This window comes from Microcoleus sp. LAD1_D3, from assembly GCF_036702135.1.
Classification (GTDB): domain Bacteria; phylum Cyanobacteriota; class Cyanobacteriia; order Cyanobacteriales; family Microcoleaceae; genus Microcoleus.
On the sequence record NZ_JAUBSB010000091.1, the window covers coordinates 1 to 16,394 of the forward strand.

The following is a 16,394-nucleotide window of genomic DNA, read 5'->3' on the forward strand; positions in this document are numbered from 1 at the left end:
AGCTTGCACACGCGGAGCGTTCAAACCATTCAAAGTCTTTCTCTGTCGAGGTTTTAGGCTTTTTCGGCAAGCCCTACTTGGCTCTTTTTTGGGACTTTTCCTCAAAAGAATGAGATTTAATTTTACCTCAGCTACACACAAATTAACGCAGATAAAGCCAACACAATCGGCGTTTATCTGCGTTAATCTGCGGTTTCAAACCTCTTATCTTTTTAGATAAACGTGAAGTCAAATCCCGAAAGAGAAGAAACCCCAGTTACACCATTTAACTTCGCCAAAATGCGAGAATCAGCACCGGTGACGTTATTGCCATTGCCGTCATAAATGATGTAAGTATTGCCGCCGGAATCGTAGGCAAACAAGAAAGCAGTTCCTCCCAGAATATTTGCAGAAACAGTTGTCTGCACATTCAGCAGAACTTGACTGCCATTGCTGAGATTGGCAAATCCGGGGGCAAAATTAAACTGATCGGCGATCGGCACACCGAGACCGCTAAAATCAGTAATCACATCGTATCCGCCCGCCGCGATCGCAGCCTCGATCGCCGCCGAAGAAGCCGCATCAAAAGCCGGCCCACCTTGTGCAGGGCTGGTATAGCGGAATTGATTACTGCCGCCGCCCCCCGTCATGGTATCTGCACCGAGGCCGCCTACGAGCACGTCATTATCCAAACCGCCGTTAATCGTATCGTTGCCGCCTTGACCATCAATAGTATCGCTGCCCGCCAAACCGTTCAAATTGTCCGGCAAAGAACCCCCAACCAAATTGTTAGGCCCGCTATCTGCAGGCAAGATTTGAACGGTGACAGTACCTACGCCCGGAATTGTCCCGAATCCGTCGCTGACGCTGTAGGTGAAAGCAGTTGTACCCGCTACGTTGCCGGGGATGAATTGCACTTGAGAGACAAGATTTACAGCTATCCCCAGTTGCGGTGTGCTGACATTGATAATGTTGAGCGTCCCTTTTTGCGGGCTGGAATCGTTCGCCAGTACGTCGATGAAAGTCGGCAGCAAATTATTCGTATTGGTAAATACGATGCCATCCTCCACAGCAATCGGCGGCAGGATAGTTGGAACAGTTACGGAGGTATCAAAAGAATTGATGTTAATCGCCACTGAGGCTGCTGCCGTGCCGCCTTGGTCGTCAGCTACGCTGTAGCTGAAAGAACCGGCTTGCCCGATCACATTTGTTCCAGGTTGGAATTTCAGCCCGAGTAAATCCTGAACGGTTAACTTTTGGTTCACGGTGAGGGGGTTCGTACCGGTAATTACCTGACCAAAAGTAGGATTGGGAAGTCCGACTACCGCGATCGACAGTGGCTGGCCCTCCGGGTCGCTGGGCGCCGAAATGCTCAGAGACAAAGGCAAATTCTGCAAACCAGTCACCGTCTTGCCAGCTTCCACGATCGGCGGCTGGTTAGGAGTCGGAGATGTAAAACTCGGCGGAGTCGGCCCCCCGCCCAAAGGCGGAGGAGTTGGGGGCGCCGCAGTTGGAGTGGGGACTATGGAAGGACTGGGACTCGGAATTGTCCCGCCCGCAGTCGGAGTCGGACTCGGACTCGGAACCTGTGTCGGCAATGTGCCCGTTGTTGGTGTGGGACTCGTTGTTGTCCCCGTTGTGGGACTCGTTGTTGTCCCCGTTGTGGGACTCGTTGTTGTCCCCGCTGGTGTTGGAGTTGTGGTCGCTGGTGTTGGAGTTGTGGTCGCTGGTGTTGGAGTTGTGGTCGCTGGTGTTGGAGTTGTGGTTGCTGGTGTTGGAGTTGTGGTCGCTGGTGTTGGAGTTGTGGTCGCTGGTGTGGGACTCGTGGTTGTTCCCGTTGTGGGACTCGTGGTTGTTCCCGTTGTGGGACTCGTTGTGGTCCCCGTTGTGGGACTCGTGGTTGTTCCCGTTGTGGGACTCGTGGTTGTTCCCGTTGTGGGACTCGTGGTTGTTCCCGTTGTGGGACTCGTGGTTGTCCCCGTTGTGGGACTCGTGGTTGTCCCCGTTGTGGGACTCGTGGTTGTCCCCGTTGTGGGACTCGTGGTTGTCCCCTCAATGGTGAAGGGATTGTCGTCTACGCGCGGTATTTGAGCTGTAGTGAACCGAGATTCATCTAGCGAGTTCGATCGAACATCAATCAACACCGCCAAAAATTCCCCAGTTTGCCTGTCCCTAATAATCGTGTTGCTAGAATTTGAGCCTTGGCCCTGGAAAATTTCTAACTCTGTAAAGTTCAAACCTCCAGCCAGACCGATCGAGTCTCCCGCATTAAAATCTCTAATTACATCAGCATCGCCGATTTCGCGGCCGCCAGTAGTGAGAAACCCGTTGCCACCAGGCGACGTGCCCACCCTACCGAGAACAAAGATATCCGATCCGTCGCCTCCTGTCAGAGTATCAGACCCGCGATCGCCCGAAAGAATATCATCCCCAGGCCCCCCAGACAAAGAATCATTGCCGTCGCCCCCGAAGATCAGGTCATCACCCTCGCCGCCATCACCAGTATCGTTACCCACACCGCCGGTGATTACATCCCCGCCCTCCTGGCCCAACAAAATATCATTGCCAGCGCCACCGATCAGGCAGTCATTACCCGTCTCACCAAAAAGGGTGTCACTGCCCTTGTCGCCAAAAATCAGGTCGTCCTCGCCACCACCGCGCAGACAGTCATTGCCTTTACCGCCGTACAGCGTGTCGTTGCCTTCAGAACCCAAGACAATATCATTGCCCTGGTCGCCAAAAGCTAGGTCATCGCCTTGGTCACCAGAAACCAAGTCATCGTCTTTGCCGCCCCGCGCCGTGTCATTGCCGCGCCCACCCTCAACGATATCTTTACCAGCGCCGCCGTTGAGAGAATCGTTACCGTCCTCGCCCTTGACTATATCGTCCCCGTCCCGACTCAGAAGCGTGTCGTCGCCGGCACCCCCGGAAATCGTGTCATTGAACAAGCTGCCGATTAAATAGTTACTGCCCTCATTTGCGACAACTAAGCCATCGACAAAAAGTGGCTGTGGGGGAGGCGTGGGAACTGTCAGAGGTGGCCGCGGCACCGGGGTGATCGAAATGTCCGGGCCCGTCCCGGTCATCGTTGTCGAAGTCCCCGTCATTGTTGTCGAAGTCCCCGTCATTGTTGTCGAAGTCCCCGTCATTGTTGTCGAAGTCCCCGTCATCGTTGTCGAAGTCCCCGTCATCGTTGTCGAAGTCCCCGTCATCGTTGTCGAAGTCCCCGTCATCGTCGGGTCCGTCTCCGGCGACGGCGTAGGCGACGGCACCGTGCCGCTATCCAAACTATCCCCGTTCTCATCGGGTAGTCGCCCTTCGAGAAAAATTAGTGGTACTGCACTTGCCATTGTTCCGACTCCTTGCGACGCTACTCAAAAACTACTAAATAAACTTAAAGTCAGATGCAGTAATGACGGTGCTGAGCGCTCCGGGCACTGTAGGAATAGAATTCAACACTCCCAAATCGAAAGCTGGAAGACTGTCATCTGCCACATTCGGGTCAAACCCGAGAACGTACTTGTTAAAAGTATTGTTCAGGTACACGAAGAAAGCTCCCGTTTTGCTCGAACCGTTTTGATTTTTCAACACTGCATTTACTGCTTGAGCGTTGTCAAATTTAGATTCAAACAAAATGACTGATTGCTTGCTAATGTTGTCGCCACTAGACCCGATATTCCTGACGATAAAACTGGTGAAATCGAGAGTAGTTCCTGAGTTGGTTAAACCTGCGAAATTTGACGACCTGAACAAAAATCTGTCAGTCTCGCTGCCGTTAGCGTTAAAGTCAGCAATCACGTCCACGCCTTCGCTGGGAGTTTCGTAGTAGAAGAAATCATCGCCAGCATCGCCCGTGAGCAAGTCAGAACCGTTGCCACCGCCCAAAATGTCATTGCCTGCACCGCCGGAAAGCGAGTCGTTGTCATCGCCGCCTAATACCAAGTCATTGCCGAAGGCGCCGCTGAGACAGTCGCTGCCGGCACCGCCGTCGAGAGTGTCGTCGCCCGCTTCGCCTAACAGCGAGTCGGTGCCGGCCTCGCCCAACACGTAGTCATTGCCCGAACCTCCGAGTCCCGTGTCGTTGCCTTGTCCACCCAAAATCGTGTCATCGTTGTCGCCGCCGGATATGGAATCGTTATTGATACCGCCGTCGAGCAAGTTTCTGCCCAGTCCACCGTCGAGGATATCGTCGCCTGCACCGCCGTCGAGGGAGTCGTCGCCAATGCCACCAAGTAAGGTGTCAATCCCGGCGCCACCAAGTATCGAGTCCTCGCCGGATTCTCCCAATATCGAGTCATTGCCTGTTCCGCCGTCAATGGTGTCGTTGTTGTCACCGCCCAAGAGGATGTCATCGTCATTGCCGCCGAACATCAGGTCGTTGCCCAGTCCGCCGCTCAGCGAGTCTATGCCGTCTTGGCCGTCGAGGGTGTCGTTGCCCAGTCCGCCGTCAACGGTGTCGTTGCCGATCGCACCCACCAGCGAGTCGTTGCCTGCTTCACCGAATAGGAGGTCGTTGCCGCCACTGCCGTCCATGATATCGTTGCCCTCGCCCCCAGCGAGGGTATCGTCGCCGGCCCCGCCGAGGATGAAGTCACTGAGGTTGCTGCCTGTAAAGCTGCTGGCCGGGAGTGCGCTGCGATCGACAATATTATCTACCACCGTGATGCTGAAGGATGCCGGCCCGAGAGTTGCAGATCCGTCGGAGGCTGTAAACGTGAAACTGTCGCTGCCACCTGTCGCCAGCAAGTTGTATTTGACGATGTTGTTGTTGATATCGTCTTGCGTGAATTTGCCGCCGACGTTGAGAAAGGTGCTACCCCTTTGGACAAAACCTCTGGTAGCATCGGGGGCTTTAGTAATCGTGTAAACGATTTCCAGGGGGGTGTTGTCAGGATCTGTGACTAACAAATCGGCGGCAGTAATTGTCTGGATAGGAGCACTTTTGGCAACCACCACACCGTCGTTAATTACTAGCTGTGGCGGGTTGCTAACGTTGATGGTTGCTACCGCCTGACTTGTGCCGCCGTTGCCATCTGAGATCGAGTAGCTGAAGCTGTCACTACCCGAGAAGCCCGGATTCGGCGTGTATTTGAATGCGCCGCCGCCCACGGGAACCAGGCTGCCCTTGCCTGTTGGAGTAAAAGTCGTGACAGTCAGAGCGCTTTTTTCCGCGTCAGTGTCGTTCAACAGAACGTTGAAACTGAGTTCTTGACCCGCAACCGTGGTGAAGTTGTCGTTAACTGCTCTTGGAGGCTGGTTAAGGATGGGCGTCGGACTTCCTGTCGGCGTCGGACTTCCTGTCGGCGTCGGCGTCGGATTTGCTGTAGGTGTCGGGAACGTCGGCACCGGCTCGTCTGGCGGCGTTGGTGTCGGCGTCGGTGTCGGACTTGCTGTCGGCGTCGGTGTCGGACTTGCTGTCGGCGTCGGTGTCGGACTTGCTGTCGGCGTCGGCGTCGGACTGTCTGTCGGCGTCGGCAGGGGAAGTGGAGTTGCGCTGCCGGGAACTGTGGGGGCAATTACAAATGAGCTTCGCCCTAGGGTTCTGCTGTCCACTCCGGGCAATACTGCTAAAAAGTCGCCGCTGACGCCGTTGCGAATAATGGTACTGCCGGCTTTGGTCTCAGTGCTTTGGAAGATTACCAAATCTTCAAACTTGAGGTCGCCACTTAACCCGATTAAATCTTCGCCTTGGCGAAAGTCTGTGAAAATGTCGGCATCGGCGAGATCTGGGCCGCCTGTGGTGAGAAATGCCGCGTTAGTGCCGTCGCTGCTGCTGCCACTGGGGGAACTGAAGGCACCGATGACGAAGACATCTCTGCCTTCGCCTCCTGCCACTACGTCTTTGCCTGCTTCGCCCCAAATAACGTCGTTGCCAGCACCGGCGTCTATGATGTCGTCACCGTCACCGCCGAATACGATGTCGTCGCCGTCGCCGGCAAAAATTGTGTCCCCGCCGGCGTTGCCGTAGAGCCAGTCGCCTCCTTCGTTGCCAAATACCAAGTCTTCGCCGTCGCCACCGAAGAGCGAGTCGTTACCTTGGTCGCCCCACACGATGTCGTCGCCTCGATCGCCCAACATACTATCGTCGCCAGAGCCTCCGCGCAAGCTGTCGCTGCCTTTGCCGCCGTAAGCCGTGTCTCTGCCTTCGCCTCCGATTACCGTGTCGTTGCCGTCATTGCCATACAGCAGGTCGGGGTTATTTCCCCCGTCGAGGCAGTCGTTGTCTTTGCCTCCGTAAAGGGTATCGAGTCCTGAACCGCCATCAAGAACGTCGTTGCCCTCATTGCCGAACAGCACGTCGTCATCGTCGTTGCCAAATACTAAATCGTCGCCGCCGGCTCCTTGCAGGTTGTCGTTGCCTTGCAGCCCGGAAATCACGTCGGGGCCGGGACTGCCAACTAAGGAGTCGTTGGCTTCTGTGCCGCGGACTACGCCGCCGATGATTGCGGGCGACGTACCTTGGCCTCCGCCCAATGTGTCGTCTATGCCGCCAAATGTATCGTCCCCGGAGGGAGTTGGAGTTCCCGTCGGCGTCGGAGTTGGTGTTGGAGTGGGTTCTGGTGTTGGAGTGGGTTCTGGTGTTGGAGTGGGTTCTGGTGTTGGAGTGGGTTCTGGTTCTGGTGTTGGTGTTGGTGTTGGTATAATTACTACTGGCACTGCACTTGGCATTATTTTGGCTCCTTTAAACGACGATCCCGATTAACTTTAAGAACTGATTAGTATCAGTTTGTTGCCACAAATCTGGCTTAAAATTGATTAATAATCCCGATCATTTCTAACATACTAAATCAAAACTGCAACGGCTAGAGATATTTTTTAAGCTGGGCATCTTTTGATCTCAAAATATTAATGATTGCAGGTTTTGCTGCCTATCTTGGGTATACTTTAATATCGCGCCATTTCGATAGAAGCTAGAAGTCGGTCTTGGAGTCAGCCTGGTGTATTTATCCAGAATCAGAAAAAATAAAAATCTTCGCTGTCATAATTTTTTCTTTCCGAATGTCGAATACTGAATACAGATGTGCCTCTTGCCTGCCGAAGCCGAATGCCTTATGCTGACTGCTGACAAGAAACAGAGCTGTTAATTAGGGGCAGAAGCGGCCCGGTTTGTTCTTGTCCACTGACGGATAGTTCGCTGTGGCAAAGGTAAAGCAGGGAACAGCGACTTAACAAATCTAACAGAATTCGCCGCAGCCGCTGTTGGTCGGCAGCCGTTTCCTCTTCGGTTTCCCAGGGACGCCCCTGTTGCGATCGCAAAAATAAGGGAGCACCAAACAATGTCGCCGCACCACCACTCAGCCACAGGGGCGAGCCGGCATCCAGCCAAAAGTGCCATTTGTGGGCGCGGCGGCTGCTGCGGTACTGGAAGATGTTGGCGAGGGTGACGGATCTGGCTGCTGGGCCTTCTGGACTTACTGGAAAGGGGTTGGCAGTGACGGTTCCTTGGCGCAACAACTGGATGAACCGGGCTATCGTTTCTGAGTCGCCACCATTTATTGGTTCTACGCGCTGCATTCGCCCGTTGATTTCCCAATAGTGGGTGGCGGTTTCCATTAACTCGCGCAGGGCTGCTAGGCGATCGTAGGGGAGGTATCTGTCATTCATCAGAAATTTCTGGATGGCTCGATCGAGTAGGGCAATTGGACTTGGCAACAGCCGCTCCTGCTGTTGCGATCGCTGTTGTTCGATCCACTCGACAATGTGCTCGTAGGCCCTGGCTGCTCGGTGTCCCAGTCTATCCCACCGGGGAAAGGCTGTAATTGGCAGCAATTGAGGTCGATCGATATCTGGACAAAAACAGTGATCGGCGATTAAACCTGCTCTCACTTGGTCGATCGATTTTTGATTTTGGATTTGAGATTTTAGATTGAACGTGGAGTTGGAATCTTCTGTTTCCAATGAACTGTGTTTCTGGCTGCCCAACACTACCAGCATTTCGGCTGCGCCGTCTCGATCGACTAAACGGCCGAGTCCCGGATAAACTAAGGCTAACAAAGTCAGCAAAGCTCGAATCTCTGGGGTAGTCGAGAGGGGACGCTGATCGTTGAGAGATACGGCGGCGATACCATCTCGCGCCAGAATTTCCGTTAAACTGTAGCGGGCGATCGCATCCATCCCCGGAGCAATTACGGCGATTTCCTGCGGTTCCACGGCTTGTGACTGCACCGCATCCACGATGATTTCGGCGGTTTCTCGCAGAAGTTGAGCGCGGGAAGTGGTTTGGAGCGATCGAACTTTACCGGGCAAACTCAAGCCTAAAGGATAAAAACCCTCAGAATTAACTGCTAAACTTACCGCTAAATCCCCAATTTCTGGGGCTAAACCTGCTTTTGCGTCCAAATTTTCCACGCTTTGACAGCGGCTTTCGAGTCGGGCCAGGTATTCCGTGTCCGCCCCCAAGCCCAAACGCACTCCTCCATCCCGATTGTAGGAGAACGCCCCCGCTGCACCTTGGTCGAGCATTCGATCGAACAAATGACCGCTGATAGCCGGATAATCGTCAACATCGTCTGCGATCACAGCTTGGTATCTAGAGGCCAAATGCTGCTGATAAGTGGCATGCGGCAACAAATAGCGCCAGTAGAGTTCGCAAACAATCCCGTAAGTCAGAAACCCCCGCGTCAAGCACCATTCCCGCCACCTTTCCAGCAACTCTCCCATGCTAGTCCACAGGTTATTCGAGCCGCCTTCCCCAGCAAATCCCTGTTGTAGAATGCTGGGAATTTCTTCTCTGGGCGTACCGCTGACAGCAGCAAGTTGTAATAAGTCTAGAGTTCGACGCACCATTCGAGTTGGACTTACCCCTGTTTGTTGCAAAATCCCTTCGTCTAGTTCGCGACGCCAGAGTCTCGTGGCAAGTTCCAGTTCTGTTTCAGGTTGTAGCCGTAGGGGAAATTGAGCTCTCAAATCCAGCGACTGAACTAGCAGGGGCCAAAATAACAATACCTCCTGCTCAAAAAAACCGAAGGGCGTTGTGGAGTGAAAGGTATATTTTCCTTCGGTAGCGACGGCGATGCGATCGGCCAATTCTAGCCGGTTGTCTCCATTAGCTGCTAAGACTAAAATTGCTGGGGCAGTTTGTCCAGCCCGTCGCCGCCCGGAACTCCCGATCCCTAAAAGTGTTGCGGGTAGAGGCTTGACAGTTTGGCTCCAAATGCAGAACTGCTCGACTAAACGAGCGGTTTTGCCACTGCGGGCGGCTCCGACAATCCAAATTGAATCCTCGGTGGCAGTTCCCAATTTATGTAAATTTGTTACCATACCATGAATACTTTAATCAATAATGTTTACAGCCAACTAGCAAGCTTTAGCTATGAATACTTCTCCCTGGGACAGGATTGTAAAATATCTCTACAGCGTTCACCAATGGTATCGAGAAACGCCTGAGAGGGCCCTAGAACAGGCTTACGATGCTGCATTAGCAATTAAGGCGATCGAAGACGAGCATTTTGGCGGTCAAGGAATCTCTGAGCGATCGGGAGATTACGGACAAAGCACCCTGTCTTACTTTAAATCCGAACTGCAAAAATACCTCAAGGTCATCCAAACTAGAATGGTTGAGTTTAATGCTAGCCGTTCTTTTTTGGAACTGCCGGAGCGAGTGGGGGCCAAACCGAAGACGGGGCACAGCGCCGATCATCACCTGCACGGATTACATCTCAACAATAAAGATAGAGCCTCCCTTATATTTGAGAAGCTAGAGTTTATTGATGGAGTCATCGACAAGTATATTAATAATAGTAGATCAACGGCAATTGTTCCGGTTGTTAGTTCTGTAAATGTACAGGCAAAATATACAACAAATAGCAGCTCTCCACCTGACCCAAATAAAGGTTCAGCTAATTCGGTTAAAATTCACGATGGTGAGGTTGATACTAACTATGAAGAAGTGAATTTATTACCGCGATCACTTTTGGGAACTTTGAATCGAATCACTAAAGATTTAGACCCTGGAGCTGAAAAAGAAGTAGTCAAAAATTTTCGCAATTCCAAAGTAAAAACAATTATTTCTCTCAGGTTCATTTTGCTTTTGATTTTAGTTCCGCTGTTGACGAATCAAATCTCAAAAAACTTTCTAGTCGGGCCGACAGTGGACTATTTTAGAGGCAAGCAAAATGCTTCACTCTTCATAAATGTTGACATGGAAGAAGAAGCCTTCCAAGAACTGGAAAGATTTGAGCAGCACCTCAAATTTGAAAGGTTAATAGGCACGGCTCCGTCGCTTTCTTTAGAGGAAACGGAAAAGAAGATTGCCGCGAAAGCAGTTGAACTAGCGGAGGAATACCGCTCTGAAAGTGGTGGAGCTATTAAAAATATTTTTGCCGATTTGATTTCCTGCATTGCCTTTGCCGCGATTATCGTCACTAACAAGAAAGAGATTGAGATTTTAAAGTCTTTCATGGACGATGTGATTTACGGCCTCAGCGACAGTGCGAAAGCTTTCGTAATTATTTTGTTTACAGATGTGTTTGTCGGATTCCACTCGCCTCATGGTTGGGAAGTAGTTCTCGAAGGTGTATCGAGGCATTTGGGACTGCCAGAAAATAGGCAGTTCATATTTTTGTTCATTGCAACGTTTCCAGTGATATTGGATACGGTATTTAAGTATTGGATATTTCGTTATTTAAACCGGAGTTCGCCTTCGGCTGTTGCTACGTACAAGAATATGAACGAGTAATTAGAGGGGAAGGAAGTTCGGCAACGGATTTTGTAACGGATGTAACGGATGTTAGGAAGAAGGAAGAAGGAAGTTCGGCAACGGATTCGCTCCACGGATGTAGCGGATGTAACGGATATCAGGAAGAAGGAAGAAGAAAAAAAGATGTAATAATAACAAGGGGTTTCAGGCATTGATAACGTCCTCAGTAGGGCATTCACTGCACACATAGTTGCTTACCCATAGCACATAAAACTATTTATTGTTTGCGTCAGCAGTGGTTGAATTAAGTCGATATACTTAAGCTGTTGGGCCTCTAAATTTTATTTTGGGGCGGTTTCTGGCGCGCACCCCACAAGAATTTTATCAAACTTGACAGTCATCAAGGCTCGGCTCAGGAAGCGTAAAATTTAGATGCGCCTTGGCAGATCAAAAAAAAATGCGATCGCCCGCAGAATCTCTCGAAAGAAATCAAAAGCGCGATCGCATTCTCAGAACCCATTAGCAATTAGCAATTGCCAATTATCTAATTCCAACGCTTCTTGCGCTGTCGCTGGCTTGCCACCGCCTCCACCAGCCCCAGGCCGAGAAAATTACTCAGCAGCGACGCATTCCCGTAACTTAGGAAAGGCAGGGGAATGCCCGTAACCGGAGCCAAGCCAATGTTCATCCCAATATTTACGAAGACCTGAAAAATCAACATTGACAGTACGCCGATCGCCAGCAAAGAACCAAAATTATCGTTAGCAGTTTGAGCGATCGTCACCAACCGGAAACAAATTAACCAGAAGACAAACAGCACGCAAATGCAGCCAATAAACCCCAATTCTTCGCCAATAGCTGAAAAGATAAAGTCCGTATGCTGTTCGGGAATAAAGTTAAGCTGAGTTTGCGTTCCCTGAAACAAACCCCTGCCTTTGAGTTCCCCGGCCCCAATAGCAATCCGAGATTGAATCAAGTGATATCCGCTGCCTAAAGGATCTTTCTCGGGGTTTAAAAACCCTGTCAGACGCATTTTTTGATAATCCTTGAGTACATTCCAAAAAAGCTGTCCGACTTGTCCAGAAACAACGTTCACCAGCACAGTACCGAAAGTCCCCAACCAGGGCCAAGGCAGGGTTCGCCAAGCGATAATACCTGCAATAACTACCCAGGCTACCCAAATCGGTGTAGACAGGTTATTGAGGAGAACTGAGATTAGAGGAGAGAATAGCAATATTAGCCAGCCGGGATTGACATTACCCCAGTAAAACATCCCCATTGTGATCGCGCCGAAAACCAAGGAAGTACCTAAATTTGGTTCGGCAAAGATCAATCCCCAAGGTACAGCCATAATCGCCAGCATCCTCAACATATTACCCACCGTGGGGACAGTCTTGTCGTGCAGGAGAGCTGCTAAAGTGACAATCATGCCTACTTTGGCAAATTCTGACGGTTGCAGGTAGAAGCCACCGATGTTGATCCACCGCTGGGCACCGAGCCCTGTAGTACCGATAAAGCGCACTGCGATCAGGGACAAATTGATTAATATATAAATCGGCCATTTCCACTCAATCAGTGTTTGGTAACGGCAGCGGGAAATGATGATGGCGAGGAACAAACCGACTGCCCCTGTTACCCAGTGCCGCCACCAGTCGATCAGCCCCTGGTTGATTTCTACGCTGCGGATCATGACTCCCCCGAAGATGGTGAGGGCGATGCAAGCGGCAAACAGCCAAGGGTCTGCTTCTTCCCAGGGTTTGAAGATTGATTTCCAGGGGTTTCTGACTTGTATTCTCTGCAACATGAGGATTTTAGATTTTAGATTTTAGATTTTAGATTATCGAGCGGATTTTCGGAAGTTGTGGATATAGTTTGGATTCAGAGTCTGCACCTTACTTTAGAAGCGTCGGTGTGAGTACCTCACATTATTCGGGGAGTTGTAGCGATGTTCCGGGCCGTAAGCAACTGGGTAGGAGTGCGCGGACACACTAATATGTAGGGTGCGCCGGACCCCGCACCTTACGCGGATTTAGCCCGATCGCGGCAAGTCCGAGAATCGTCAGGCTGGTTCATAAAGATACTCGAAGCCGTTACCGTCCGGGTCTCTGCCGTAGAAGGATGCAGTACCGTCGCGGTGTTCGTGAATCTGGGTGACGGAAACACCATCGGCTTTGAGTTGTTCGTACGCGGATTCCATTTCGGTACGATCGTCAAATACAAACCCAAAATGCGGCCCTGCTTGGTCGTAAGTCGGACTCAACAGCGCCAATCCATCCTCTCCTGCTTTCAAATAAGCCCAGTCTGCATCTTTCCAAACTAACTCCATGCCCAAGTTTAGGTAGAACTCAGCAGATTTCTCTATGTCTTGCACGCAGACGGCTACGTGTCCCAATCGTTTTAGTTTCATGTCTACAAAATTTATTGTTGTCCTTTCGTGTATTGTATCTATTTTCTGATTTTTTTCTCGATTAATTAGGTATTTTTTCAATTTTTTTGGTCGCTGCTAACTGTACTTTTTCTACTTGTTTGCTAGCGTCCATTTCGCTGAACAGTTGAAGGGCACGGTCAAAATTTTCTTGGGTTTTCTCCGTGTTACCAACTTTTTGTTCTGTCAGTGCTAGTTGATAGCCAGCTTCGGCTCGGTCTAATTTAGCGCTGGCTCGATCGAGTATTTCTATTGCTTCTGCATGGTGCTGCAGGGCTTGGTCAAATTCTCCCCGTTCTCGGTACAGCGCTGCTATACCGCTGAGAGATTTGGCTTTGATGGTGCTGTACTGGTTTTGGTCGGCTTGGGCGATCGCTTGGCGGTACAAGCTAAAAGCTTTCTCTCTATCTCCGAGATTTTTGTAGGTTGCAGCTAGAAAAACTAATTTGTATCCCGTACCCACCAAATGACTGTTTTCCCGATCGGCATACAGTTTTTCGGCGAGTTCCTCCGCCTCTTTTTTAGCTCCGACACAGGAGTTGAGGAATGCTAACCCGACATCGACCGAATAGCTGTTAACCCCGATTTCGTCTCGTGAAGTTTTCAGCTTGACAAATATCTCCCTAGCTGCTTCTAACTCCCACATTTCTATTTGACAAAAACCTATATTAATGGCAGCGTTAACTTTCCAAAATTCTAGATCAGCTTGTTTACCGTTGTCCGGTTCGCTACTTTTCGCTATAATTTGCAAAGATTTAGTGGCTTTTATTTCTGATATTTGGTGGGATTCTATGGCTTGATTTATTTCGCCTAAAATCCGGTAACAACTGCCTAAAATACTGTATAAGCCGCTCAAATAATAATCAGAAGTCACATTGTTGACGATCCGAGTAGTTGCTGAAATTATTGGCTCCAAGAAACCTAATTTGTACAGTGCTCTACCTAGCTTGTGATCTGTGGCAAACTGGATATTGATTTTTTTGAGGATAACACTAGCGGCCTGGTCGAAACAGCTAATAGCCACATAATGATAGTAAGCTTCAAAAGCTTTCAGCGCATCTTCTAGCGTTTCAATATTTTCAACACTGTCTGTCCAGAACTCGGCTGCTGTGCGATTTGCAGTCTCCCAGTCTCCGGGTGAGAGCCGATCGACCGCTTCTTCCCGAATTGCTGGATGCAGCCAGTATTCGCCCTTCTGAGACTCGACTAGCGATCGGTGCAACAGCGATTTAATGATTTGTCGTCGTCCGGCTTCGGGCACGTCCCACAGCAAACACAAAAGTCCGTCAGTAGGGACTGTCGGCACGTCTTGATATCGGTAACAGCCCAAGCGACAGAGGAGTTGATAGGCTTCCGAATCGAGTTCTTGCAGGCGGTTAAACTGACTGGTAACTAAATTTTTTAAGTCTGTTTCAACCAGCGGATGGTCGCTGTTTTCCAGCCAGTAGGCTGCCATATCTCCGTCAAAATCTTCTCGGATCGTGCCGCAAATAATGCCCATTGCTTTGGCATTGCCGCCGTAAACTTTGTGCATTTCCTTGAGGGCGACATCATCTATATTGATGTTGCGGGCGCTAAAAAATTGCTGCCAAACTTCAACTTCCAATCCAGGAAGCAGGTAGTGTTCGACGGTGACATCTGAATCGCACAGTCGATCGCGACTGGTAATGAGCGTTACCGACTGCACCGCCGCGTCGGCCAAAACTCGCAACAGTTCCACGTAAAGCCGGTGGGGTTCAATAAACTTACCTTGTCCGTCGAGTGCGGCTTCCAGATTGTCAATCAATACGCCGACTTTGTGAGTCTGAAGCTGGCGCTTCAGCCGCCCCAAGGTGACGCCAAAGTCGGGCCCGGGTTCTTCTTGAAAGTCTTGCTTGAGCCATTCTTCGATCGCGCTTTCCAAAGCCGTGATGTTCTCTGTCTCTTTTGCCATCAACAGTTCAATGGTTCGATCGAACCCTTGAGATTTGAGATACTGTCTGGCCAAAGTCGTTTTGCCGATACCGCCGGCACTTTGGATGACAATCACTTTTGCACCTTGGGCGACAAGAGTATTGAGATCTTCGATCGCCCCGAAGCGGCCCAAAAAATTCGGGTTTTCGATTTCCAACTCCGAATCAAGTCCGAGAGGTACTGGGGCCGGAACAGTTTGTCCCGACTGCGGTTCTAGTTTCGAGTAGCTGCGCCAATACCGCTCTACAACCGCTTGAAGGTTGTCTCTTTTGACTTTTTCGCCTTCTCCAAACAGCGCTGAAAGCCGCTTCCACAAATTAGAGGCAGCATCCTTAACAGTCCCTACTCCATACCCTTCACTATCTGCAACCTGTTGGTACGTCCTGCCTTGCACTCCTTGCCAAGCTTCGCGAAAGATCGCGCTGTCAAGGTTGTCGAGAGTTTTCAGGTTTCGAGCCACAAGTAACGAGTTGGTAAAATCCAGTGCACGATCGGCTTCCATTTAGTCACCAGGTTTAGCGTTACCCATCTGACACAACTTTAACAGACTTTTTCCGACTCGCTTACACCCTCAAACAGTGGACTTGTATAGACTTTTACCGACTGACAAGGCCGAGGTTGGCAGGGGATACTGTTGAGTGTGGAGGGGAAGTTGACAGACAAGCTTCTAACTTACACACAAATCGAGTCGAGTTTATATTCAGGAGCAAGCAGCTATGTCTATTAACGATGTTGAAACAGCGATCGTAGATGAACAAATTCGCCCTCAAGAATGCGGCCGCGTTCGTTTCCAAAACAGTTGGTGGCCGGCGAAGTGCGATCGAGACCTGACTTTTGAACCCGGTGAGGTGGTTCGCGTAGTCGGAATTGAAAATATTACTTTGATCGTTGCAGCGTCGTTTGTGATCAATTCTGAAAGTTAAGGCAGATATACAATCGGGAGTAAGCAATCATGACTGTCAGCCATTTGGAAAGAGCGATCGTTGAAGAAGAAATTAAACCGAATCAGTCCGGTAGTGTGCGATTTCAAAGCAGTTGGTGGCCTGCCAAATGCGTTCGAGAAATAACTTTGCAAGCCGGTGAAGTTGTTCGCGTTGTGAGACTTGACAACATTACTCTGATAGTTGAAACGTAGTTGGTAAACAATCGGTAGGTGGGGAGTTATCGGAGGGCAGAAAAATAAAATTTGCGATCGCGTTTCTATTTCGATACATTTCTCTTCAAGCGCGCGATCGCACTCATCACCTCTGTTAATTGCAACATGACTTACGCAAGTACGCCCGATCGGGCCTACAACGGGAATGGCGATCGCCGCCTCTAGATAGGGCTTGCTGAAAAAGTAAGAAAACAGCATTTAGAAAGATGAATGAACTCGCGAATCCCTTGATAATATAAGCT

Annotated in this window: 10 protein-coding genes; 4 read left to right on the forward strand and 6 right to left on the reverse strand. The window is 50.4% G+C overall.

The features are described from left to right. Nucleotides 1-212 precede the first annotated feature (212 nt). From QUA74_RS27770 to QUA74_RS27780, 3 genes are all read right to left on the reverse strand, one after another. Nucleotides 213-3,329 carry an Ig-like domain-containing protein gene (locus QUA74_RS27770; RefSeq protein ID WP_333335509.1) on the reverse strand — a complete coding sequence of 1,039 codons (3,117 nt, stop codon included), beginning with the start codon at nt 3,327-3,329 and terminating at the stop codon, nt 213-215. Nucleotides 3,330-3,363: 34 nt separating this feature from the next. Then, on the reverse strand, nt 3,364-6,648 hold the full coding sequence (locus QUA74_RS27775) for an Ig-like domain-containing protein (protein WP_333335513.1): 3,285 nt from the start codon (nt 6,646-6,648) through the stop codon (nt 3,364-3,366). A 381-nt stretch (nt 6,649-7,029) separates the two neighbouring features. After that, complete coding sequence (locus QUA74_RS27780) at nt 7,030-9,240, reverse strand: recombinase family protein (protein WP_333335516.1); 2,211 nt, start codon at nt 9,238-9,240, stop codon at nt 7,030-7,032. 52 nt (nt 9,241-9,292) lie between these two features. Between QUA74_RS27780 and QUA74_RS27785 the strand changes: the two genes are divergently transcribed. Next, the gene (locus QUA74_RS27785; RefSeq protein WP_333335518.1) at nt 9,293-10,657 is read left to right on the forward strand and encodes a proton extrusion protein PcxA; all 1,365 of its coding nucleotides are present in this window, start codon (nt 9,293-9,295) and stop codon (nt 10,655-10,657) included. Nucleotides 10,658-11,162: 505 nt separating this feature from the next. On the opposite strand, the gene rodA is transcribed toward QUA74_RS27785, so the two are convergent. The 3 genes from rodA to QUA74_RS27800 form a co-directional block, all read right to left on the reverse strand. Continuing rightward, nucleotides 11,163-12,422 (reverse strand): rod shape-determining protein RodA, encoded by a 1,260-nt coding sequence (gene rodA, locus QUA74_RS27790; protein ID WP_333335521.1) that lies wholly within the window; start codon nt 12,420-12,422, stop codon nt 11,163-11,165. 255 nt (nt 12,423-12,677) lie between these two features. Continuing rightward, nucleotides 12,678-13,025 (reverse strand): VOC family protein, encoded by a 348-nt coding sequence (locus QUA74_RS27795; RefSeq protein ID WP_333335524.1) that lies wholly within the window; start codon nt 13,023-13,025, stop codon nt 12,678-12,680. Nucleotides 13,026-13,086: 61 nt separating this feature from the next. Further along, nucleotides 13,087-15,498 (reverse strand): tetratricopeptide repeat protein, encoded by a 2,412-nt coding sequence (locus tag QUA74_RS27800; protein WP_333335527.1) that lies wholly within the window; start codon nt 15,496-15,498, stop codon nt 13,087-13,089. Nucleotides 15,499-15,712: 214 nt separating this feature from the next. On the opposite strand from QUA74_RS27800, the gene QUA74_RS27805 reads away from it, so the two are divergent. Genes QUA74_RS27805 through QUA74_RS27815 form a run of 3 tightly spaced genes read left to right on the forward strand, consistent with a single transcriptional unit; the run spans nt 15,713 to nt 16,317 of the window. Continuing rightward, nucleotides 15,713-15,919, forward strand: a complete 207-nt coding sequence (locus QUA74_RS27805) for an NfeD family protein (protein WP_333335529.1) — start codon at nt 15,713-15,715, stop codon at nt 15,917-15,919. Nucleotides 15,920-15,948: 29 nt separating this feature from the next. Then, entirely contained in the window at nt 15,949-16,131 is a 183-nt protein-coding gene (locus QUA74_RS27810; RefSeq protein WP_333335532.1) for an NfeD family protein, read from the forward strand. A 51-nt stretch (nt 16,132-16,182) separates the two neighbouring features. Next, nucleotides 16,183-16,317 carry a hypothetical protein gene (locus tag QUA74_RS27815; protein ID WP_333335535.1) on the forward strand — a complete coding sequence of 45 codons (135 nt, stop codon included), beginning with the start codon at nt 16,183-16,185 and terminating at the stop codon, nt 16,315-16,317. Nucleotides 16,318-16,394 lie beyond the last annotated feature (77 nt).

Coding starts and splice junctions, on each gene's coding strand:
- QUA74_RS27805 (WP_333335529.1), top strand. CDS start 15,713: ATGTCTATTAACGATGTTGAAACAGCGATCGTAGATGAACAAATTCGC.
- rodA (WP_333335521.1), bottom strand. CDS start 12,422: ATGTTGCAGAGAATACAAGTCAGAAACCCCTGGAAATCAATCTTCAAA.
- QUA74_RS27810 (WP_333335532.1), top strand. CDS start 15,949: ATGACTGTCAGCCATTTGGAAAGAGCGATCGTTGAAGAAGAAATTAAA.
- QUA74_RS27780 (WP_333335516.1), bottom strand. CDS start 9,240: ATGGTAACAAATTTACATAAATTGGGAACTGCCACCGAGGATTCAATT.
- QUA74_RS27785 (WP_333335518.1), top strand. CDS start 9,293: ATGAATACTTCTCCCTGGGACAGGATTGTAAAATATCTCTACAGCGTT.
- QUA74_RS27800 (WP_333335527.1), bottom strand. CDS start 15,498: ATGGAAGCCGATCGTGCACTGGATTTTACCAACTCGTTACTTGTGGCT.
- QUA74_RS27795 (WP_333335524.1), bottom strand. CDS start 13,025: ATGAAACTAAAACGATTGGGACACGTAGCCGTCTGCGTGCAAGACATA.
- QUA74_RS27770 (WP_333335509.1), bottom strand. CDS start 3,329: ATGGCAAGTGCAGTACCACTAATTTTTCTCGAAGGGCGACTACCCGAT.
- QUA74_RS27775 (WP_333335513.1), bottom strand. CDS start 6,648: ATGCCAAGTGCAGTGCCAGTAGTAATTATACCAACACCAACACCAACA.